Here is a 21,174-nt window from a genome sequence, read left to right as displayed (position 1 = left end):
GGAAACAAACCCATGAAATACCCTTTTTCAGCGCTGGCGTTAGCGCTGCTGCTGTGCCAGAACGCGCTCGCCAGCCTGCCGCCGATGCTGCAGGACAGCCAGTGCAGTTTATCGCTGGGCATGCCGGAGATTAATTTTGGCAACCAGACCCGCTATCAGCTGGATGAAGCAGGAGCCGGTCAGCTCTCGCCCGGTACCCGTGAACTGACGCTGGCGGTGGCCTGCCCCTACAGCCAGGCAATGAAGCTGGCGCTACGCGGCGACCGCGCACAGAACGGGGCATTTCGCTATGGCGAACGCGGCAGCGTGAAGATTCGCCTCTTCAATGCCCGCGTTGACGGCCAGCCCGCAGAGCTGATGCGCAGCGGCAATGCGCAGGCCACCAGCAGCAACAGCATTGCGTTGCAACCCGGTGAGACTTTTGTCGCGGTGCGCGGTGGCGCGATCCAGCAGGGCAAAACCTTTACCGCGCAGGTTGAGATCACGCCGCTGCTGCCGGAGAGCGCGGCGCGCGCCACCCAGCTCAGCAGTAGTGAAGCACGACTTACCCTGGAGCTGCTGCACTAACCCCGCGCAGCACCGCTCCGCCATTCCCGCAACGGGCGCACTGATGCGCCCGTTTTTTTACGCCATAAAAAGGAGAACAGACATGGCACACTTCCGACTTTCCCCTCTCTCTTACAGCTGCGCGCTGGCGCTGCTGGTTGCCAGCGGTGCGCAGGCGGCCTCGGCGTGGCAGGCGCTCGACGGTGCCAAAGTCGCGGCGACCAGCGGCTACGAATCACGCAGCGCGCGTGACTATCCGCTGCTGGCCAGCGGCGCCGGCAGCCTGCTCACCACCGCCGTGCCTGGCCTGAACTTCGTCACCACCGGTAGCCTGCTGTATGCGGCGCAGGCACTGAACGGCGGACGCATCGAACTGGATGGTGCCCATCTCGCCACTGACGGCGTGATGGCGCACGGCGCGAACCTCAGCGACGGACAATTAGTGATGCGCGGCGGCAGCATCAGCACGCTGGGCGACAGCAGCGCCGGCGTGATGGCCAGCGGCGACAGCGAGGTCACCCTGACGGATGTCACGCTCAGCAGCCGCGGGCGCGATGCCACCGGCGTTACCCTCAATCAGGGCCAGCTGACGCTGCGCGACAGCCGCATCAGCGCCAGCGGTGAAAATGGCGGCGGATTAGCGCTGGGCGGTGGCGGACGCGGCAATGCGCGCGCGGCGCTTAGCGATGTGACTATTGAACTGAGCGGTGCCGGCACGCGTGCGGCAATCGAGCTGGGCAACGGTACGCTGAACGGCAGTCAGGTAGCGATCAACGTCAGTGACCGTCATCGCGGCATTGAGATCTATAACCCGCAGGGCAGCAGCGGACGCGGCAGCGTGACGCTGAGCGATAGCCAGATCGTCACCGATGCCGGTGACGGCGTGTATACGCTGGGCGGCGATGTGCTGCTCAATAACGTTACGGTCGACACGCAAAGCGGTATGGCGGTCAACGTCAACAATCGCTCGACCGCCACGCTGCTCGGCGGCAGCTTTAACACGCACGCCGATAACGCGCACACGCTGTGGATCGCCTCGGAGAGCGCCTCCGCCCATGCGCAGGACAGTCGCTTCAGCAGCCAGGGCAACAACGCACACGCGTTTCACGCGCAATTTGGCAACGCCACGCTGGAAAATGTCGCGCTCAGCACGCAGGGAGCCGGCAGCTATGGTCTGTACAGCGAAGCGCAGGTTGATGCGCAGCATCTGACGGTGGAAACCCATGGCTCCGGCGCCATCGGCGTGTTTGCCGCGCGCGGCGGCAACATCAATCTGGCCAACACTCAGGTGCGCACCACCGGTGATTCAGCCACTGGCCTGCTGGCCTATCCGGGCTCGGCGATCAGCGGTAAACAGGTGGATGTCAAAACAGAAGGCGCTGGCGCGCACGGCGCCTGGGTGCGCTCGGGCAGTATGCAGCTGCAGCACAGCACGCTCAGCACCACAGGCCAGCATGCGGCGGGTTTGCTGGTGAACGCCAACAGCAACGGCGACAGCAGCACGGTAACGCTCGACAGTACGCAAATCGTCAGCCAGCAGGGTGCGGCCATCAAAGTGACCAACAGCAATGCTGACATCACGCTGACCAACGGCAGCCAGCTGCAGGGCGGCGACGCGCTGCTGGACGTGGCGAGCGGCACGCTGCCGTCTGAGGTGACGCTGAATGCGGATAACCATGTACGGCTGCAAGGCGACGTGCGCGCCGACGCTGCCAGCCGGGTGGCACTGGCGCTAAGCGACGCCTCACAGCTGAGCGGCAGCGTTCAGGGCGCCGATAGCCTGACGCTCGACGCCAGCAGCCAGTGGCAGCTCCGCGCCAGCTCAACGCTTAATACGCTGCACAGCGACGGCAACGTGAGCTTTGCCCCGCAGGCCAGCGGCTTTAGCACGCTGGATGTGCAGACGCTGGACGGCAACGGCAGCTATCACCTGAACACCGATCTGGCAGCATTGCAGGGCGATCTGATTCGTGTTGCGGGCAATGCCAGCGGCGATCATCGGCTGGGGATCAGTAACAGCGGGCGCGAACCGCAGCAAAGCGACGCGGCGCTGACGGTGGTGACTACCGGTGGCGGCGATGCCCACTTTACGCTGGAGCACGGCGTGGTGGATGCCGGCGCGTGGCAGTATCAGCTGGAACAGCGCGGCCAGGACTGGGTGCTGGCGCAGAAGCACGATGAGGACGAGCAGCCACTGCCAACGCCTTCCGCCGCCACAGTCACCGCACTGTTTAACGCCGCGCCGATCGCCTGGTACAGCGAGCTGACCAATCTGCGTACCCGTCTTGGCGAAGTGCGCGACAGCGCAGCGCAGGGCGGCGCCTGGACGCGCATCATCGGCAATGACTGGCGTATCAACGCGCGCAGCGGCGTGGCGTGGCACCAGCAGATGCAGGGCGTGGCGATGGGCGTCGATAGCGCCAAAACCACCGGTTATGGCCAGCGCCTGCTCGGCGTGTTCAGCGGCATCAGCAAAAGCCGGCTGGCCTTCAGCGGCGGCAGCCAGGGCACCATTAACAGTTTCTATATTGGTGGCTATCACACCTGGCTGCTTAATGACGGCTGGTTCGCCGATGCGGTGGTGAAAGCCAACAACTTCAGCAACCGCGCCGACGCGCGTATGTCTGATGGCAGCAAGGCCAGCGGCAGCTATCAGACCGCCGGACTTGGCGCCTCGCTGGAGCTGGGCCGCAAGTTTAACTATCAGAACGGCTGGTTCGCCGAGCCATCACTGCAGTTCTCCTCGCTGTGGGTGCAGGGTAAAGCATACCGCCTGAGTAACGATCTGGCGGCGAAGGCGGCGTCTGGCGGATCGCGCCTGGCAACGCTGAACCTGACCGGTGGACGCGAGATGGCGCTGGAGAACGGCGGCAAAGTGCAGCCGTGGCTGCGCGCCGCGCTGGCGCAGGAGCTGGTGCGCGATAATGCCGTCAGCGTTAACGATCAACGCATGAACAGCAACCTTGCGGGCCAACGTCTGGAGCTGGGCGCGGGCGTTAACGTCTCACTGACGCGCGATGTTGCGCTGTATGCGGACGCCAGCTGGAGCCATGGCGATAAGCTGACATCACCGTGGAGCGGCAGCGCAGGCCTGCGCTGGCAGTTCTGATCCTTATCTGGCACGCGTTCAGCGTGCCTTTTGCTGCGGTGCCACTGTCTGGCTGACAGGGTACCGCAGCGCGTTAAGCGACACGCCCTACGCGTCCACCGCCCTGCGGCTGAAACAGAAAGAACAGTCCGGCGCCGGGACTGATCACCAGCATACGTCCTCCCTTTTGCGGCTGCAGTTCCGCCAGCGCCAGCGTGCGCGCGTCATTGAAATCCGTCACCAGCGCCGGAAAATGCGCCATGCCGTTAATCTGCGCGCGATACTCGCGCATCATGCCGCGTCGCAGGTGCTGCACATCGTTATTGAGCCAGCGCGGCAGGCTGTTCGCCAGCTGATGCGCGGCCACCGGCCCGCCGGTATAAGCCAGCAAACGCACGCGCGCCTGGCGCGGCGGCTGAATAAAGTGGTGAATGAACCAATCCATGTATGCGTCTTTCATCCCTGCGCTTCCCCTGTGCTGACCGGCTGGCCTCAGGCTATTTTAAGGACTGGCAGGTTTAAGGTTAATGAGACCTGGCCTACGCGCCGGTCAGTGCAGTCTGACAAATGGGGGAGATTCTTAGTCGTTTGGGTTTGGGTTTGGGTTTGGGTTTGCCCTCACCCCGGCCCTCTCCCACAAGCGGGAGAGGGAGCGGTCCGCTGCGGGCGGGGAAGGCAGTGCGTAACTGGGGAAAATAAGGGGCATGAAGCGGGGGCAAGTGTGAAAAGCTCGCAGGCAAAGGCTGAAGATGACCGATTACACCCTGGCGCGCCAGCCAGTTCCTTCTTCCCCTACCAGCACCGCCCAGTTCCCTCTTCCCAAACTGCACTGGTCAGTTCCCTCTCCCGCTTGCGGGAGAGGGTTAGGGTGAGGGAAAAACCACTCGACTATTAAAAAATTAAACCGCCTGCGCGCACGCCCACGCTGAGCTCCACGCCCACTGGAAATTGTAGCCGCCGAGCCAGCCCGTCACGTCCACCACTTCGCCAATGAAATAGAGCCCCGGCACATCACGTGCTTCCATGGTCTTTGACGACAGCTGCGTGGTATCCACGCCGCCCAGCGTCACTTCGGCGGTGCGATAGCCTTCGGTGCCGTTTGGCTGCACGCGCCACTGGTGCAGCGTGGTCACCAGCTCGCTCTGCTGCTTGCTGTTAAGCTGCTTCAGCGTCACGTCGGGAATCTGCTGCAGCTCCTGCAACACTTCCACCAGCCGCTTCGGCAGGATCTTCGCCAGGCTGTTTTTCAGGCTGAGGTTGGGATGCGCCGTGCGCTGCACGTCGATAAAATCGTCCAGCGCGGTCTCCGGCGACAGGTTGACGGTGACAAACTCGCCCGGCTGCCAGTAGCTGGAGATCTGCAGCACCGCCGGACCGGACAGGCCGCGGTGGGTAAACAGCATCGCCTCTTTAAACAGCGTGCCGTCCTGAGCGGTAATGGTGGTCGGCAGCGCCACGCCGGAAAGCGTGTTCAGTTGCTCCAGCAGCGGCTTATGCAGCGTAAACGGTACCAGCGCGGCGCGCGTTGGATGGACGCGCAGGCCAAACTGCTCCGCCACCTTATAACCGAACGGTGTTGCCCCCAGTCCCGGCATCGACAGACCACCGCTGGCGATCACCAGTTTGTCCGCGCGAACCGCCGAGCCATTCAGCTGCAGCGTATAACCGTCGTCGTCGCGCGCCACGCTCAGCACTTCGCTGCGCAGCCGCAGCGTCACCTGGCCGGCTTCACACTCTTTCAGCAGCAGGTCGACAATCTGCTGCGCCGAGTCATCGCAGAACAGCTGGCCAAGGGTTTTCTCGTGATACGCGATGCCGTGACGATTAACCAGATCGATGAAATCCCACTGGGTATAACGCGCCAGCGCCGATTTGCAAAAGTGCGGATTATGCGACAGATACGCCGCCGGTTCGGTGTAGAGATTGGTGAAGTTGCAGCGGCCGCCGCCGGACATCAGGATTTTGCGCCCTGCTTTCTTGCCGTTATCCAGCAGCAGCACGCGACGGCCCAATTGCCCGGCCTGTGCCGCGCAGAACATGCCGGCCGCGCCTGCACCAATAATGATAACGTCAAATTTTTCCACGGCCTTAACCCACCTGATTGAAAGGCGCTGATTGTAGAGATCTGCGGCTTTTCGCGCCAGCGTCAAAAAAAAGCCGTAAATGTGTCATATTGTAACTTGCTCATTTTCCGGTCTTTTTGTCCTTAATTACCTGCCGGATGACAAATTTAAGACAAAAAAGAGCTATATTTTTCTTTCCCATAGCGCACGTTGTCGCAGATAATGCGCCGCGTTCATGTCCTCCAAAATGGCGTAACGTTTATGCTACATCTGTTTGCTGGTCTTGACCTAAGCACCGGCCTGTTATTGGTTCTTGCTCTGCTGTTTGTGTTGTTTTACGAAGCAATCAACGGCTTTCACGACACTGCCAACGCGGTCGCTACAGTCATTTACACCCGTGCGATGCGGGCGCAACTGGCGGTTGTGATGGCCGGTGTGTTCAACTTCTTAGGTGTGCTGCTCGGCGGTTTGAGCGTGGCTTATGCCATCGTGCATATGCTGCCAACCGATTTGCTGTTGAATGTCGGTTCGGCGCATGGGCTCGCCATGGTGTTCTCCATGTTGCTGGCGGCGATTATCTGGAACCTCGGTACCTGGTATCTCGGCTTACCGGCGTCCAGTTCGCACACGCTGATCGGCGCTATCATCGGTATTGGTCTCACCAATGCGCTGATGACCGGCACGTCGGTGGTGGATGCGCTGAACCTGCCGAAAGTCATCAATATTTTCCTCTCCCTGATTCTGTCGCCGATTGTTGGTCTGATCATTGCGGGTGGCCTGATTTTCCTGCTGCGTCGCTACTGGAGCAGCACCAAAAAACGGGCTCGCATCCACATGACGCCTGCTGACCGCGAGAAGATCGACGGCAAGAAAAAGCCGCCGTTCTGGACGCGTATCGCGCTGATTGTCTCCGCCATTGGCGTGAGCTATTCGCACGGTGCCAATGACGGTCAGAAAGGCATCGGCCTGATCATGCTGGTGCTGATTGGCGTCGCGCCGGCGGGCTTTGTGGTGAATATGAATGCCTCCGGTTATGACATCACCCGTACGCGCGATGCGGTGAACCATCTGGAGCAGTATTACCAGCAGCACGGCCAGTCGCTGACGCACATCGTGCAGATGGCGCCACCGGCGGTGCCGACGCCGGAAGAGTCGCTCGGCGGCCCGCAGGAGTTCCATTGTGATAGCTCCCGTGCGCTCGATGCGATTAACCGTGCGCAGGGTCTGCTGGGTAACCTGCAGAGCTACAGCGATCTCACGCCTGACCAGCGCGGTCAGATGCGTCGTCTGCTGCTGTGCATCTCCGACACCGCGGACAAAGCCGCTAAGCTGCCGGAGACCAGCGCCGACGATAAGCGCTTCCTCAATAAGCTGAAAGGCGATCTGCTCGGCACCATCGAGTATGCGCCGGTATGGATTATCGTGGCGGTCGCGCTGGCGCTCGGCATCGGTACCATGATTGGCTGGCGCCGCGTGGCGACCACCATCGGCGAGAAGATCGGTAAAAAAGGCATGACGTATGCGCAGGGCATGTCGGCCCAGGTAACGGCTGCGGTGTCGATTGGTATCGCCAGCTACACCGGGATGCCGGTTTCGACCACGCACATTCTGTCATCGTCGGTCGCCGGTACCATGCTGGTGGATGGCGGTGGGCTGCAAAGCCGCACCATCAAAAATATCGCAATGGCCTGGGTATTCACCCTGCCAGTGTGTATTTTGCTGTCTGGCTCGCTGTACTGGATTGCGCTGAAGCTGATTTAACGCTTCAGCGTTGCACGGTTCTGCCGTGGTGCGTTGCGAATACAACACAGCGCGCCGCGACAGAACCCGCTCCCCCTCTCAGTGCCAAATCGCTAAAGCGATCAGGCTCACCACCACCAGAAAACACAGCCCGCTGGTCAGAACAAACTGACCGCGCACCCGCTCGCAGCGACGAATGAATTCATCGTCGTGATGATCGCGATAGCGTTTCTCCCAGATATAGCGCACCAGCCGCACCTGCTTGCTCGGCTGACCGTGGGATGTAAAGAAACCGGCACCATCAACATACTGATACAGCAACGGATCGCACCCGCGCAGCACCGCCAGCAGTGAGCGCAACGATGAGAAGTAACGCGCCATATTCACCAGACAAACCACACACAGAGCCCAAAAAAGCGCGATAGTGCTGATCATGTTCCCCTCCCGGCTGGAGCCGCAATGACGTTACCTGCAGCGGGGAAAAGCTGCAGACGCCCCACGGGAAATAAACCAGCCACAGATGAATCGAATTGCATTGTTGTTATGCGGACCTGAGCGCGCTACCCGGACGGGAGTGGCCCTCATTTTCAGTGTAGGAGATCTGTTTAAATTTTTTCCAGCGATGATTTTCGTTCAGCGCGAGCGAAAAAAGCGATAACCCATGATCTGACTCACAGCCGGGCTTCGGTTTGCAGCATTTGCTACCTACTCTGGCTATACTCGGGATATAACAATTATTCGCCTGCGTGGCTGACATTGTGGTTGGTGGCGCTTCATCGCCGTTACGCGCAAAGGATTACGCCAGCCGAACGGCAGAAATTCGGGTTCCCCCAGAATCTTGAGAAAGGAGTTTTATCATGGCTTATAAACACATCCTGATTGCAGTAGACCTTTCCCCGGAAAGCCAGTTACTGGTTGATAAAGCGGTATCACTGGCCCGTCCTTATGATGCAAAAATCTCGCTGATTCACGTTGACGTGAACTATTCAGATCTCTACACCGGGCTGATTGACGTCAACCTCGGCGATATGCAGAAGCGTATTTCGGAAGAGACACACACCGCGCTGCGCGAGCTTTCTACCAACGCCGGTTACCCGATTAGCGAAACCCTGAGCGGCAGCGGCGATCTCGGCCAGGTGCTGGTGGACGCGATTAAAAAATACGATGTCGATTTGGTGGTGTGCGGCCATCATCAGGATTTCTGGAGCAAGCTGATGTCGTCGGCGCGCCAGCTGATCAATACCGTGCATATCGATATGCTGATTGTGCCGCTGCGCGACGAGGAAGAGGAATAACCGCGAGGCGTGGGGTCGCCGGGACCGGATTCGGTCGCCCTCAATGGCGACCCTGCAGGGATACGGCGTGATTCGGTCGCCATGAATGGCGACCCTACAGGATACGGTGCGATTCGGTCGCCATCAATGGCGAACCTGCAGGATGTGGTGCGATTCGGTCGCCATCAATGGCGAACCTGCAATGAACATTAACGCTGTAGGGTCGGCATTGATGCCGACCTGTTTTATTGCCGCACCGCCTGAACCAACGGCGGATAAATATCGAAACGGTGGCTTTTGGTCACTACCGCCGATTGGGTGGCGACGCCGGCCAGCGGCGGTGCGTAATCCGGGCGCTTCACCACGATGCGCTTCTTTGCCAGACGGCGCGCCGGTTCGAGCAGCGCATCGGCATCCTCGTCCGGCCCCACCAGCGACTGAAACACCCGCATCTCCTTCTTCACCAGCGCGCTTTTCTGCCGGTGCGGATACATCGGATCGAGATACACCACGTCCGGTGCCGGCGTGATATCACTCAGCGCCTGCTGGCTGACCACATGCAGCAGCGTCAGGCGCTCGCGCAGCCAGCCGCCGATCTCCGCATCTTCATAGCCACGCCGCAAACCATCTTCCAGCAGCGCCGCGACCACCGGATGACGCTCCAGCATACGCACGCGACAGCCCAGCGCGGCCAGCACAAAGGCATCACGTCCCAGCCCCGCCGTCGCATCCACCACGTCGGGCAGATAATCCCCTTTGATGCCCACCGCTTTCGCCACCGCTTCGCCACGTCCGCCGCCAAATTTGCGCCGGTGCGCCATCGCGCCGGAAACGAAATCGACAAAGATGCCGCCGAGCTTCGGCTCGTCCACTTTACGCAGCTCCAGATGCTGCGCTGTCAGCACCAGCGCCAGCGTGGCGCTGTCGTCCTGCTCCAGCCCCCAGCGCTGCGCCAAATGTAATAAGGCGCCGTCTCCGGCGCCTGTTTCATCCACTAAACCGATCTTCACAAGCAGGCTTATCCCTGAATTCCGTAGTGTTCCAGCATCGCATCCAGCTGCGGTTCACGGCCGCGGAAGCGTTTGAACAGCTCCATCGGCTCTTCGGAACCGCCGCGCGTCAGGATGTTGTCGAGGAACGACTGACCGGTCTGACGGTTGAAGATGCCCTCTTCTTCGAAGCGCGAATAGGCATCGGCAGCCAGCACGTCGGCCCACAGATAGCTGTAGTAACCCGCCGCGTAGCCACCGGCAAACACGTGGCTGAAGGCGTGCGGGAAGCGGCCCCACTCCGGGCTCGGCACCACGGCAACCTGCTTTTTCACTTCACGCAGGGTTTCGAGGATTTGCGCGCCCTGCGCCGGATCAAACTCGGTATGCAGACGGAAATCGAACAGGCCGAACTCCAGCTGACGCAGAATGAACAGCGCCGCCTGATAATTTTTCGCCGCCAGCATTTTATCCAGCAGCGCTTTCGGCAGCGGCTCACCGGTTTCGTAATGGCCGGAGATGAACGCCAGCGCTTCCGGCTCCCAGCACCAGTTTTCCATAAACTGGCTCGGCAGCTCGACCGCGTCCCACGGCACGCCATTGATGCCGGATACGCCCGGCGCTTCGATGCGCGTCAGCATGTGGTGCAGGCCGTGGCCGAACTCGTGGAACAGCGTGGTCACTTCATCATGAGTGAACAGCGCCGGTTTGCCCTGGACCGGGCGATTGAAGTTACAGGTCAGGTACGCCACCGGCTTCTGCAGGCTGCCATCGGCTTTACGCATCTGCCCGACGCAGTCATCCATCCACGCGCCGCCGCGCTTGTGCTCGCGCGCGTAAAGGTCGAGGTAGAAGCTGCCACGCAGCTCGCCGCTCTCGTCGAACAGGTCGAAGAAACGCACGTCCGGATGGTAAACATCCACATCGGTACGCTCTTTGGCGGTGATGCCATAAATACGCTTCACCACTTCAAACAGACCGTTCACCGCGCGTGATTCCGGGAAGTACGGACGCAGCTGTTCGTCGCTGATGGTGTACAGATGCTGCTTCTGCTTCTCGCCGTAATAGGTGAGATCCCACGGATTCATGTCATCCACGCCAAACTCTTTTTTGGCGAAGGCACGCAGCTGCGCCAGCTCTTTTTCACCCTGCGGGCGCGCGCGTTTGGCGAGGTCGTTCAGGAAGTCGATCACCTGAGACGGGCTTTCCGCCATTTTGGTTGCCAGCGATTTGTCGGCGAACGAGTCAAAGCCCAGCAGCTCGGCCAGCTCGTGGCGCAGCGCCAGCTCTTCCGCCATGATTGGGCCATTGTCCCATTTACCGGCGTTCGGGCCCTGATCGGAGGCACGGGTGGAATAGGCGCGATACATCTCTTCACGCAGCGCGGCGTTGTCGCAGTAGGTCATCACCGGCAGATAGCTCGGGATATCCAGCGTCAGCAGCCAGCCTTCCTGCTGTTTGGCTTCCGCCTGCGCTTTGGCTGCGGCCAGTGCGCTCTCCGGCATTCCCGCCAGTTCAGCTTCGTCGGTGATCAGTTTGCTCCAGCCCATGGTGGCGTCCAGCACGTTGTTGCTGTAAGCCGATCCCAGCTCGGAGAGGCGCGCGGCGATCTCGCCATAGCGTTTCTGTTTCTGTTTATCGAGGCCGATACCGGACAGCTCAAAGTCGCGCAGGCTGTTATCCACCGCTTTCTTCTGCGCGGTATCCAGCTGTGCGTAGCTCTCGCCCTCACGCAGGTTGCGATACGCCTGATACAGGCCTTCGTGCTGGCCCACCCAGGTGCTGTATTCGGACAGCAGCGGCAGCGTCTGCTCGTAGGCTTCGCGCAGTTCCGGGCTGTTTTTTACCGAGTTGAGATGGCTGACCGGCGAGAAGATGCGGCCCAGGCGATCGTCCACTTCCGCCAGCGGCTGGACTAAATTTTCCCAGGTGTAAGGCGCGCCCTGCGCCACTACGCGCTCCACCGCCGCGCGACAGTCGTTCAGCGCTTCAGTTACAGCGGGAACCACGTGCTCAGGTTTGATGGCGGAAAAAGGCGGTAGCGTAAAAGGCGTGAGTAACGGATTGGTCATAAGCGCAGTCCTTTCATCATGGAGTGGGGCCGCGCGCAGGGGCGCGGCGCAATTTTACTAACATGCGGCCAGACGAGGGGAAAATCAATGCCACCCGCAAGGGCAGAGAGAAAAACGCGCGATGAATCGCGCCGCTACAATAAGTGCACGTATCAGTAGCGACGCGATCTAGCGCGCAATGTTGAAAAAAGCCCGCCAGACGGCGGGCCAGAGGTTATTTGATGGTCAGCTGATAATGGATCACATCATACGGCGCGACCCACGGTGGCAGCGGCTCGCGCTCGTAAATATCTTTCGCCAGCGCCCAGCCTTCCACTGCGCCGCCTTTACCGGTCAGTGACATGCCCTCCTGCAACAGTGGCGGCAGGCTGTCGTTGAACGGCACCTGATCATGCGAAAAATCATTGATTACCTTGCCGCTCAGGGTGGTAACGCGGACGCTGACCGCCGCCTGCTGGTCCGGCAGCAGTTTGCCTTTCACGCTTTTCACCGCAAACCACTGCATGCCGAGATCTTTCTTCAGCGCTTTACGCTTCGCCACTTTCTTGTCCAGCTGCGCGTAACCTTTTTCAATCAGTGCGTTCAGTCCTTTGCCAATGGAAGCCTGCATGGTGGCGTAACGGCGCGCCATCTCTTCGCCATCAAGCAGCGAATCACCGCTTTGCAGCTGGGTGGTTAAGCCGGCAATCAGCTGATCCATACTGATGCTGAGGCCGATGTCTTTGACCATTTGCAGCTGCACCACCGCATTGCTGGCGATGAACTGACCCAGCGTGTAGCCATCGCGTTCGGCATCGCTTTTCGGGGCAGAAAGTTTTGGCGCGGCGGCCGGTTGCTGCTTCGCCGCCTCCAGTTCCCGCGTCAGCTGCGCCAGGTTGTGCGCCTGCTGCTGTTTTTCGCTATCCAGCGCGGCGAGTTGTTTTTCACGCTCGGCCTGCTGCGTCTGCAGCGCGGTGAGCTTCTTCTCGCTTTCCGTTTGCTGAGACTGTAACGCTTTCAGCTGTTTGTCGCTTGCAGTCTGCTGCGCGGCCAGTTTTTGGGCGCTCTCAGCCTGCTGGGCGCTGAGCTGCTGTTTGGTTTCAGCCTGTAATGCCGCCAGCTTTTTATCGCTTTCCGCCTGCTGGGCGCTGAGCTGCTTTTTGCTCTCAGCCTGCAGCGCCGCCAGCGCCTTCTCGTTTTCTGCCTGTAGCGCCGCCAGCTTTTTGTCGCTTGCCGCCTGCTGGGCGCTGAGCTGTTTTTTGCTCTCAGCCTGCAGTGCCGCCAGCGTTTTCTCGTTTTCGGCTTTCAGCGCTTTCAGCGCGTCGACGCTCTGGGTGGCCGCCGCGCGCGCGTCGCTGAGCTGTTTCGTCAGCTGGGCGCTACCGGCGCTTTGCTGCTGCTGTGCCTCTTTCAGCGCCTGCTGCAGCGTGGCGATATTTTTCTCCTGCTGCTGCTTCTCCGCGCTGAGCGCTGCCAGCTTTTTGTCGTTCCCGGCCTGCTGGGCGCTGAGCTGCTGTTTGCTTTCAGCCTGCAGCGCCGCCAGCGCCTTGTCGTTTTCCGCTTTCAGCGCTTTAAGCGCATCGGCGCTCTGGGTGGCCGCCGCGCGCGCGTCACTGAGCTGTTTCGTCAGCTGGGCGCTGCCGGCGCTTTGCTGCTGCTGTGCCTCTTTCAGCGCCTGCTGCAGCGTGGCGATGTTTTTCTCCTGCTGCTGCTTCTCCGCGCTGAGCGCCGCCAGTTTTTTATCGTTCCCGGCCTGCTGGGCACTGAGCTGCTTTTTGCTCTCAGCCTGCAACGCCGCCAGCGCTTTGTCGTTTTCCGCTTTCAGCGCTTTCAGCGCGTCGGCGCTCTGGGTGGCCGCCGCGCGCGCGTCGCTGAGCTGTTTCGTCAGCTGGGCGCTGCCGGCGCTTTGCTGCTGCTGTGCCTCTTTCAGCGCCTGCTGCAGCGTGGCGATGTTTTTCTCCTGCTGCTGCTTCTCCGCGCTGAGCGCTGCCAGTTTTTTGTCGCTGGCAGCCAGCTGCGCCTTTAACGCATCGTCCGCTTTCACCGCAGGTGCCGCAGACAGCTTTTCCAGCTCCGCCACGCGCGCGCGCAGACGCGTCAGTTCCGCACTGTGATCGGGCGCTGTTGCGGCTTTTTTCTCTGCCTTGCTGACGGTTTTCGCCGCCGGTTTAGCGGCCGGTTTTGCAGGTGGCTGTGGTTTTGCTGCCGGTGCCGGCGGCAGGGTGCGCGCTGCTTCGCTGAACGCGCGCAGCATGTCATCATCAGCCGCTGACGCGGCCTGTCCGGGTAGCAGTAAGGCCGCGCTAATCAGCACCGCCAGCAGATGACGCTGTGTCATCAAAACCTCCAGTCGCGGCTCCTTGCCGCTAAGAAAACAAAAGGCCTCATCTCAATATGTTAATTGAGATGAAGCCATCCACCGCGCGAGGTTGTCGCGCTGTTAAAAAAGGGGTCGGCTTGCGCCGTTATTGTTAACCGGCCTGGCGAATAATCAGCTGTGACAGACGGGTTTTAATGCGGAAGCACAGTTCACGGATCTGGAACTGATAGCGCGGCATGACTAAATCGTTAATATCCGCGCCGATCGAATCTTTAATCTGCAGATATTTGTTGGTCTGCGCGCCAATTTTCTGGAATTCCGCCTGGTAGCTGTCGTAAGACGCCTGGCTGTAGAGGCGCATCGCATCCAGCTCTTTACGGCACTGCTGAATGTTGCTGGCGCGATCGTCAGCGAACGAGGCAGCGGCCGGCTGGGCTGGCGCTTCGGTTACAAACGGCTGGCCGTCAGGCCGTGCAGCGGATTCAGCCATCGGCTGAGCGTCGGCGGCGGGCGGCGTTACCAGGCTATGAACAGGCTGTTGTTTCGCGCAGCCGGCCAGTGCCAGCAGGCTTGCCACCGCGATACCAGTCATTTTTTTCATTATTGTCACCAGGAGTTATTAAGGATGCTTGAAGCAAAAAATTATACGGCCATGGCCGAAAAGTTTCCTTGCCAGAGACGCATTCCTGGCATTTCGCTCGCGACCGCTTCGTTTTCGGCTACTAACTTACTTAATCTGCGGTAAAATTTCGAGAGTCGAATTATCCCTACGTGAAATTAGTTCTCTACCAGACCGGTCGCATTCCGCTAAAGCGACCCGGGCGCTGAAAACTTAAGCGGATGGTAAAACGTCAGCAATTTTTATGCGGCGCGGCTATAATCGCGCCACACACGATCTATTCGACTTCATTGATCCAACCGCGGACCCCTCTTTTTTATGCTGAGTTATCGCCACAGTTTTCATGCCGGCAACCACGCCGACGTGCTGAAACACACCGTTGAAAGCCTAATCCTCACCGCCCTGATGGAGAAGGAGAAACCTTTCCTCTATCTGGACACCCACGCCGGTGCCGGACGTTACCAGCTGAGCGGTGAGCACGCCGAACGTACCGGCGAATATCTGGAAGGCATTGCGCGTATCTGGCAGCAGCCGGACGCACCGGCGCTGCTGAAGCCCTATCTGGCGGCGATTCGCAACCTCAACCCAACCGGTACGCTGCGCTATTACCCTGGCTCGCCGCTGATCGCCCGCCATCTGCTGCGCGACGAAGATAAGCTGCAGCTCACCGAACTGCATCCGACCGATTACCCGCTGCTGCGCAGTGAGTTCAGTAAAGATGCGCGCGCCCGCGTTGAACGCGCGGATGGCTATCAGCAGCTGAAGGCCAAACTGCCGCCACCGACCCGTCGCGGCCTGATCCTTATCGACCCGCCGTACGAAATGAAAAGCGATTATCAGGATGTGGTGAAAGGCATTCAGGAAGGTCACAAACGTTTCGCCACCGGCGTCTATGCGCTGTGGTATCCGGTGGTGTTGCGCCAGCAGATCAAGCACATGCTGAAAGATCTGGAAGCCACCGGCATCCGCAATATTCTGCAGATCGAGCTGGCAGTGCGTCCGGACAGCGATCAGCGCGGCATGACTGCGTCCGGGATGATTGTCATCAACCCGCCGTGGAAGCTGAAAGCGCAGATGGAAGAGCTGCTGCCGTGGCTGCACCAGAAACTGGTGCCCGCCGGCACCGGTCACTACAGCGTGACGCAAATCGTGCCGGAATAAGCGCTACACCTCAAATATCGCAAAATCATGCGCCAGTTCGGTGGCCGGAAAAACCGACTGGCACTCTGCCAGCAGCCTTTCCCGATCCTGCGACAAATAGCGCGAGCTAAAGTGCGTAGCGATCATGCGTTTTGCGCCAGCGCGCTGTGCCACGCTGGCCGCCTGCACTGTCGTGGAGTGGCCGCGCCCGTTGGCTTTTTCCGCCATCGCCGCTTCCAGCGTGGTTTCATGCACCATCACATCGGCGTTCGCCGCCAGCTGCAACGCCACCTCGGTGGGGCCGGTATCGCCGAAGATCGCCAGCACTTTGCCTTTGGTGGCCGGGCCAAGATAGTCGGCGCCGTTGATCTCGCGGCCATCTTCCAGCGTGATGCGTTTGCCCTGTTTCAGATCCTGATACCACGGGCCGCGCGGCACGCCTTCCGCCTTCAGGCGCGGTGCGTCAAGGAAGCCCGGCTTATCATGCTGTTCGATGCGGTAGCCATAGCACTCGACCACGTGGTTTAGCGCATAAGCAGTGACGCGAAACTCACCGTTATCCAGCACCGGACCGGCTTCGATCTCGACAATCTCCAGCGGATAGCCGGTATAAGAGCCACTCAGGCTGAGCGCAGTGTCGACAAACTGGCGCAATCCTTTCGGACCGTACAGCGTCATCGGCTCGGTCAGGCCCGCCATCGAACGGCTGGTGAGCAGACCCGGCAGGCCAAAGATGTGATCGCCATGCAAATGGGTAATAAAGATTTTTTCCAGCTTGCCGGGCTTAAGCGCCGATCGCATAAACTGATGCTGCGTCGCTTCACCACAGTCGAACAGCCAGGTCTCGCCGCGCTTCGACAGCGTCAGCGCAATGGCGGTGACGTTGCGCTGCAGGCTGGGCGCGCCCGCGCCGGTACCAAGAAATGTCAGGTGCATGATAAGTTCCTTTGAGCCAACCCCTTGCCGGCATTCAACCCTATTACATACATAGGTGCAAACTTTGCGCCGGTAACTGAAGCGGCGTTACACTCTATGCCAGTTTTCCTCCAACAGATGGACACAACGGATGACCAGACATTTTGATTACCTCGCCATTGGCGGCGGCAGCGGCGGTATCGCCTCCATTAACCGTGCGGCGATGTATGGCCAGAAGTGCGCGCTGATCGAAGCGAAAGAGCTGGGCGGCACCTGCGTCAACGTCGGCTGTGTACCGAAGAAAGTGATGTGGCACGCCGCGCAGATCGCCGAAGCGATTCACCTGTACGGTCCGGATTACGGCTTTGATACCACCGTTAATCGCTTTGACTGGTCAACGCTGGTGAAAAACCGCAGCGCCTACATCGACCGTATCCACACCTCGTACGACAACGTGCTGGGTAAAAACCAGGTAGAAGTGATCAAAGGGTTCGCGCGCTTTGTCGATGCCCACACGGTGGAAGTGAACGGCGAGACCATTACTGCCGACCATATCCTGATCGCCACCGGCGGTCGTCCCAGCCATCCACAGGTGCCGGGCGCAGAGTACGGCATCGATTCCGACGGCTTCTTTGAGCTGGAGGCGCTGCCAAAACGCGTTGCGGTGGTAGGCGCAGGCTATATTGCGGTAGAGCTGGCCGGCGTGGTGAATGCGCTGGGCGCAGAAACTCACCTGTTTGTGCGTCAGCATGCGCCGCTGCGCAGCTTCGACCCGCTGATTGTTGAGACGCTGGTGGAAGTGATGCAGGCGGAAGGTCCGACGCTGCACACCGAATCGATCCCGAAAGCGGTGATCAGGAATGCTGACGGCAGCCTGACGCTGCAGCTGGAAAACGGCCAGCAGCAGACGGTGGATTGCCTGGTATGGGCAATTGGCCGCGAGCCCGCTACCGATAATCTCAACCTGGCGGTGACCGGTGTAGCGCTGAATGACAAAGGCTACATTCAGGTCGACAAGTTCCAGAACACCAACGTTAAAGGCATCTATGCGGTAGGTGATAACACCGGTGCGGTCGAGCTGACGCCGGTGGCCGTGGCGGCAGGCCGTCGCCTGTCTGAGCGCCTGTTCAACAACAAGCCGGACGAACATCTCGACTACAGCAATGTTCCCACCGTGGTGTTCAGCCATCCGCCGATTGGCACCGTCGGTCTGACCGAGCCGCAGGCGCGTGAGCAGTATGGCGACGATCAGGTGAAAGTGTACAAATCGTCGTTCACCGCCATGTATACCGCGGTAACCCAGCACCGTCAGCCGTGCCGCATGAAGCTGGTATGCGTGGGGCCGGAGGAGAAGATTGTGGGTATACACGGTATCGGCAACGGCATGGATGAGATGCTGCAGGGCTTTGCGGTGGCGCTAAAAATGGGTGCCACCAAAAAAGACTTCGACAACACCGTGGCGATTCACCCGACGGCGGCGGAAGAGTTCGTCACCATGCGCTAACACCGCCTCAGCGCCATCATCGCAGCCCCCGTTTGGGGGCTTTTTTGTTTGCTGACTACTCAACAGCGCGCATACCCGCTATGATTTTTGCTTTGCTGGCCCGGCGGCCAGCGTTTTGCGGTAACGGGACGACGTCAGCACGTGAATATCATCAGCATAATTATGGAGTCGGGCAAAGCTGCGGTCGACGTCGCGCTTTACACCCTGATTCCCATCATGGTGGTGATGCTATTCATCATGAAATACCTCGAAGTGAAGGGCGTGCTGGATTTTGTCGTGCGCCATGCCACGCCGTTACTGAAGCCGCTGGGGATTACCGGCCTGGCGCTGTTCGCACTCATCCAGTTAAATTTTGTCAGCTTTGCCGCACCGCTCGCCGCGCTGGCGATCATGGAGAAGCGCGGCACCTCAGACCGCCACATGGCGGCCACGCTGGCGATGCTGTTTGCGATGGGTCAGGCCAATGCCTTTTATCCGCTGATTCCTGACGGGCTCAACTGGAGCGCCGCGCTGCTGTTCTCCATCAGCGGCGGCGTGCTGGCGGCCGCCTCAACCTATCACTTTTTTGCCCGTAAACTTTCCGACGTCGCGCTGCGCGATGAAGATCAGGGCGTGGAGAACAGCGACGCGAAGCCGGGGCTGATCGCCATCATCAACACCTCGGGCGCCGACGCCATTCGCCTTGCGCTCGGTTCGCTGCCGATGCTGATCCTTTCCTTGTCGGTGGTGGGCATCCTGAAGAGTGCCGGCGCCATTGAGCTGCTGACGCAGTTGCTGGCACCGCTGTTACACAAACTGCATATCGCCGAGGTGTATGTGCTGCCCGCGCTGACCAAATGCCTGGCCGGCGGCACCGCCTATTACGGCGTGGTTGCCGGTCTGGTCGAACAGGGGCAGTACAGTGCGCACAACATCAACGCCTCGGCAGGCCTGCTGATTCAGACCTTCGATCTGCCCGGCATCGGCATTTTCCTCGGGCTCTCCAGCCGTTTTCCACGCCTGTTCCGCTTCGCCGTGCCAGGCATTTTGCTCGGCATTGCGCTGCGCGCCACGGCGCACAGCCTGCTGTTCTGATGCGCAACGCTTAATATCGACGTGATTCAGGCCGCTTTGAAAGCGGCCATCCCGACTCACGTAGCGAAAAATGACAATATTACATCCAGAGCAGCTCAGGCTTATTGAAGGTAACAAATTTCTCGGTAAAGAACCGACACTCATCAATAGCCAGATTAATTTTCATGGTAAGAACAATATTCTGATATGTGAGGAGGGCGTAGTCCTGCAGGACTCCGTAGTGGATTTTCGGGCGGATAATTCAATCATTTATTTGAGCCAAAGTGCGATACCCTATATCGTTAAAATAATTGCATTCTCAAATTCGGTCTGCTTCATTGGCAGACATAATTACTTCAATGAAAAGTTAACGCTAATTCTCTCAGAAGAAAAAAATATCATCATTGGCAATCATTGTTGTCTCGCCTTTGGTATCTGGATGCGAACCGCCGATCCTCATCTGATATATAACATTGCGGATAATCAGCGCATCAATCATTCCCGTAGCATTTATATCGGCGATCACGTGTGGATCGGACAAAACGCGATGATTTTAAAAGGTTCATCAATCCACTCCGGCAGCGTAATTGGTGCCATGAGTCTGGTGGCGGGGAAAACGATACACTCCAATAGCTGCTGGGGCGGGAACCCAGTGAGAATGCTTAAAGAGAATATTGCCTGGTCCGGAGAAAGCGTTCATCACTGGACAGAAGCGACAACGCGTGACTGGAACATGTGCGATACCGAACCAATGCAGTTTAACCATGACGACCATGCATTAAATATTGCCGTAATTGAACAGGGATTTAAAGATGCCCGCAATGTTGTTGATAAATGCCAATATCTGTTGAAGCATATCGTTAAAAACGAAAATAAAAATCGTTTTTATGGTTAAGGTAAATAAAAGGGCCAACGATGTCAGCCAGTTCGTGTTAACCAGCCGCAGACCGCCATTAATAACGGTCTGCGCAACCAGGTTACACGGCAAAGTTACGCATCCGTGCCAAACGCCAGCGCTCTCTGCGCGCGCAGTTCTGCCAGCCGGGCTTCCAGCGCGGCTTCGATGTGCTGATAGGCCGTGCTGCCCAGCGCCAGCCGCAGCGGCATCGTTTCCTGATCCAGCGTCGCCAGCGTGGCCGCCACGCATTTTCCGGCATCACCCAATATAGCAAAGTCACCCGCTTCAATCGCCCGACGGAACTGACCGGATGCGTTATCACGATAGGCGTCGAGCGGCGCGGCGATATCCAGCCCGCTGGCGAAGTTGGTGACGGTCGGGCCCGGCTCCACCAGCAGCAGCTCAATACCAAAGCTGACGACTTCCTGGCGCACCGCTTCGACAAAACCTTCAATGCCCCATTTGCTGGCGTGATACAGGCTGAAATTGGGATACGCCACCTGGCCGCCTTCGGACGAGATCTGCGCAATGCGGCCACCGCCCTGCTGGCGCAAATGCGGGATGACGGCGCGAATCAGCTGGATCGATCCGGTGAGATTGGTGGCGATCTGGCGTGCAATCTGCGCGTCGCTGAGCTCTTCCGCCGCGCCAAACAGACCGTAAGCGGCGTTGCTTACCACCACATCAATACGCCCGACGCGGGCAAAGGCGGTGGCGATGGCCGGTGCGATACTGGCCGTTTCGGCCAGATCCAGCCGCATCACCAGCAGCCGATCGCCATATTGCTGCTGCAAATCTTCCAGCGCCTGCTCGCGGCGCACCGTTGCCACCACGCGATCGCCGCGCTCAAGTAAACGTTCACTCATCAGTCGGCCCAGTCCGCTGCTGGCACCGGTAATTAACCAGGTTTTCATTTTGCGCTCCTCATGTTGAAAACCTGATGATAGATCGCTTTACTGGTGGTCATAATCTCC

General features: G+C 59.4%; 17 protein-coding genes. 8 read left to right on the top strand and 9 right to left on the bottom strand.

What is annotated here, in order from left to right; genetic code table 11:
• Positions 1 to 12 precede the first annotated feature (12 nt).
• Both C1N60_RS00995 and C1N60_RS00990 read left to right on the top strand, forming a co-directional pair.
• On the top strand, positions 13 to 567 hold the full coding sequence (locus C1N60_RS00995) for a DUF1120 domain-containing protein (protein WP_394521282.1): 555 nt from the start codon (positions 13 to 15) through the stop codon (positions 565 to 567).
• Between the two features lie 82 nt (positions 568 to 649).
• Positions 650 to 3,655 (top strand): autotransporter outer membrane beta-barrel domain-containing protein, encoded by a 3,006-nt coding sequence (locus C1N60_RS00990; RefSeq protein WP_394521281.1) that lies wholly within the window; start codon positions 650 to 652, stop codon positions 3,653 to 3,655.
• A 73-nt stretch (positions 3,656 to 3,728) separates the two neighbouring features.
• Here the strand turns inward: C1N60_RS00990 and C1N60_RS00985 are convergent, their stop codons facing one another.
• Both C1N60_RS00985 and C1N60_RS00980 read right to left on the bottom strand, forming a co-directional pair.
• Positions 3,729 to 4,079, bottom strand: coding sequence for a hypothetical protein (locus C1N60_RS00985; RefSeq protein ID WP_125310628.1), 351 nt, complete (start codon positions 4,077 to 4,079; stop codon positions 3,729 to 3,731).
• A 454-nt stretch (positions 4,080 to 4,533) separates the two neighbouring features.
• Complete coding sequence (locus tag C1N60_RS00980; protein WP_394521280.1) at positions 4,534 to 5,718, bottom strand: BaiN/RdsA family NAD(P)/FAD-dependent oxidoreductase; 1,185 nt, start codon at positions 5,716 to 5,718, stop codon at positions 4,534 to 4,536.
• A 240-nt stretch (positions 5,719 to 5,958) separates the two neighbouring features.
• Here C1N60_RS00980 and pitA point away from each other — a divergent pair, with 240 nt between their 5' ends.
• Entirely contained in the window at positions 5,959 to 7,458 is a 1,500-nt protein-coding gene (gene pitA, locus C1N60_RS00975) for an inorganic phosphate transporter PitA (RefSeq protein WP_021508108.1), read from the top strand.
• A gap of 78 nt (positions 7,459 to 7,536) precedes the next feature.
• Here pitA and uspB read toward each other — a convergent pair whose 3' ends face one another.
• Entirely contained in the window at positions 7,537 to 7,872 is a 336-nt protein-coding gene (gene uspB, locus C1N60_RS00970; RefSeq protein WP_010618665.1) for a universal stress protein UspB, read from the bottom strand.
• A gap of 422 nt (positions 7,873 to 8,294) precedes the next feature.
• Here uspB and uspA point away from each other — a divergent pair, with 422 nt between their 5' ends.
• Entirely contained in the window at positions 8,295 to 8,732 is a 438-nt protein-coding gene (uspA, locus tag C1N60_RS00965) for a universal stress protein UspA (protein WP_021508107.1), read from the top strand.
• A 224-nt stretch (positions 8,733 to 8,956) separates the two neighbouring features.
• Here the strand turns inward: uspA and rsmJ are convergent, their stop codons facing one another.
• From rsmJ to C1N60_RS00945, 4 genes are all read right to left on the bottom strand, one after another.
• The gene (gene rsmJ, locus C1N60_RS00960; RefSeq protein WP_058770936.1) at positions 8,957 to 9,721 is read right to left on the bottom strand and encodes a 16S rRNA (guanine(1516)-N(2))-methyltransferase RsmJ; all 765 of its coding nucleotides are present in this window, start codon (positions 9,719 to 9,721) and stop codon (positions 8,957 to 8,959) included.
• Positions 9,722 to 9,729: 8 nt separating this feature from the next.
• Complete coding sequence (gene prlC / locus C1N60_RS00955; RefSeq protein WP_058759342.1) at positions 9,730 to 11,772, bottom strand: oligopeptidase A; 2,043 nt, start codon at positions 11,770 to 11,772, stop codon at positions 9,730 to 9,732.
• A 214-nt stretch (positions 11,773 to 11,986) separates the two neighbouring features.
• The gene (locus tag C1N60_RS00950; protein ID WP_394521279.1) at positions 11,987 to 14,089 is read right to left on the bottom strand and encodes a hypothetical protein; all 2,103 of its coding nucleotides are present in this window, start codon (positions 14,087 to 14,089) and stop codon (positions 11,987 to 11,989) included.
• 133 nt (positions 14,090 to 14,222) lie between these two features.
• Positions 14,223 to 14,672: a flagellar basal body L-ring protein FlgH gene (locus C1N60_RS00945; RefSeq protein WP_021508101.1), complete on the bottom strand. Its 450-nt coding sequence runs from the start codon at positions 14,670 to 14,672 to the stop codon at positions 14,223 to 14,225.
• Positions 14,673 to 15,008: 336 nt separating this feature from the next.
• Here C1N60_RS00945 and C1N60_RS00940 point away from each other — a divergent pair, with 336 nt between their 5' ends.
• Positions 15,009 to 15,851 carry a 23S rRNA (adenine(2030)-N(6))-methyltransferase RlmJ gene (locus C1N60_RS00940; protein WP_021508100.1) on the top strand — a complete coding sequence of 281 codons (843 nt, stop codon included), beginning with the start codon at positions 15,009 to 15,011 and terminating at the stop codon, positions 15,849 to 15,851.
• A gap of 3 nt (positions 15,852 to 15,854) precedes the next feature.
• Here C1N60_RS00940 and rnz read toward each other — a convergent pair whose 3' ends face one another.
• Positions 15,855 to 16,766, bottom strand: coding sequence for a ribonuclease Z (gene rnz, locus C1N60_RS00935; protein WP_059012345.1), 912 nt, complete (start codon positions 16,764 to 16,766; stop codon positions 15,855 to 15,857).
• A 130-nt stretch (positions 16,767 to 16,896) separates the two neighbouring features.
• On the opposite strand from rnz, the gene gorA reads away from it, so the two are divergent.
• The 3 genes from gorA (at position 16,897) to C1N60_RS00920 (ending at position 20,197) form a co-directional block, all read left to right on the top strand.
• Positions 16,897 to 18,249 carry a glutathione-disulfide reductase gene (gorA, locus tag C1N60_RS00930; RefSeq protein ID WP_058770933.1) on the top strand — a complete coding sequence of 451 codons (1,353 nt, stop codon included), beginning with the start codon at positions 16,897 to 16,899 and terminating at the stop codon, positions 18,247 to 18,249.
• A 141-nt stretch (positions 18,250 to 18,390) separates the two neighbouring features.
• Complete coding sequence (locus C1N60_RS00925; RefSeq protein ID WP_104094180.1) at positions 18,391 to 19,323, top strand: nucleoside recognition family protein; 933 nt, start codon at positions 18,391 to 18,393, stop codon at positions 19,321 to 19,323.
• A gap of 70 nt (positions 19,324 to 19,393) precedes the next feature.
• Positions 19,394 to 20,197 carry an acyltransferase gene (locus C1N60_RS00920; RefSeq protein ID WP_394521278.1) on the top strand — a complete coding sequence of 268 codons (804 nt, stop codon included), beginning with the start codon at positions 19,394 to 19,396 and terminating at the stop codon, positions 20,195 to 20,197.
• A gap of 95 nt (positions 20,198 to 20,292) precedes the next feature.
• On the opposite strand, the gene C1N60_RS00915 is transcribed toward C1N60_RS00920, so the two are convergent.
• Positions 20,293 to 21,114: an SDR family oxidoreductase gene (locus tag C1N60_RS00915; protein ID WP_394521277.1), complete on the bottom strand. Its 822-nt coding sequence runs from the start codon at positions 21,112 to 21,114 to the stop codon at positions 20,293 to 20,295.
• Positions 21,115 to 21,174: the final 60 nt, after the last annotated feature.

This window comes from Pantoea sp. SGAir0184 (genome assembly GCF_043544755.1).
This window is presented reverse-complemented; position numbering and strand designations above follow the sequence as displayed.

What these genes read in the sequence shown, in the direction of transcription:
- C1N60_RS00995 (WP_394521282.1), top strand. Translation starts at nt 13, where the DNA reads ATGAAATACCCTTTTTCAGCGCTGGCGTTAGCGCTGCTGCTGTGCCAG.
- C1N60_RS00990 (WP_394521281.1), top strand. Translation starts at nt 650, where the DNA reads ATGGCACACTTCCGACTTTCCCCTCTCTCTTACAGCTGCGCGCTGGCG.
- C1N60_RS00985 (WP_125310628.1), bottom strand. Translation starts at nt 4,079, where the DNA reads ATGGATTGGTTCATTCACCACTTTATTCAGCCGCCGCGCCAGGCGCGC.
- pitA (WP_021508108.1), top strand. Translation starts at nt 5,959, where the DNA reads ATGCTACATCTGTTTGCTGGTCTTGACCTAAGCACCGGCCTGTTATTG.
- uspB (WP_010618665.1), bottom strand. Translation starts at nt 7,872, where the DNA reads ATGATCAGCACTATCGCGCTTTTTTGGGCTCTGTGTGTGGTTTGTCTG.
- uspA (WP_021508107.1), top strand. Translation starts at nt 8,295, where the DNA reads ATGGCTTATAAACACATCCTGATTGCAGTAGACCTTTCCCCGGAAAGC.
- prlC (WP_058759342.1), bottom strand. Translation starts at nt 11,772, where the DNA reads ATGACCAATCCGTTACTCACGCCTTTTACGCTACCGCCTTTTTCCGCC.
- C1N60_RS00950 (WP_394521279.1), bottom strand. Translation starts at nt 14,089, where the DNA reads ATGACACAGCGTCATCTGCTGGCGGTGCTGATTAGCGCGGCCTTACTG.
- C1N60_RS00945 (WP_021508101.1), bottom strand. Translation starts at nt 14,672, where the DNA reads ATGAAAAAAATGACTGGTATCGCGGTGGCAAGCCTGCTGGCACTGGCC.
- C1N60_RS00940 (WP_021508100.1), top strand. Translation starts at nt 15,009, where the DNA reads ATGCTGAGTTATCGCCACAGTTTTCATGCCGGCAACCACGCCGACGTG.
- rnz (WP_059012345.1), bottom strand. Translation starts at nt 16,766, where the DNA reads ATGCACCTGACATTTCTTGGTACCGGCGCGGGCGCGCCCAGCCTGCAG.
- gorA (WP_058770933.1), top strand. Translation starts at nt 16,897, where the DNA reads ATGACCAGACATTTTGATTACCTCGCCATTGGCGGCGGCAGCGGCGGT.
- C1N60_RS00920 (WP_394521278.1), top strand. Translation starts at nt 19,394, where the DNA reads ATGACAATATTACATCCAGAGCAGCTCAGGCTTATTGAAGGTAACAAA.
- C1N60_RS00915 (WP_394521277.1), bottom strand. Translation starts at nt 21,114, where the DNA reads ATGAAAACCTGGTTAATTACCGGTGCCAGCAGCGGACTGGGCCGACTG.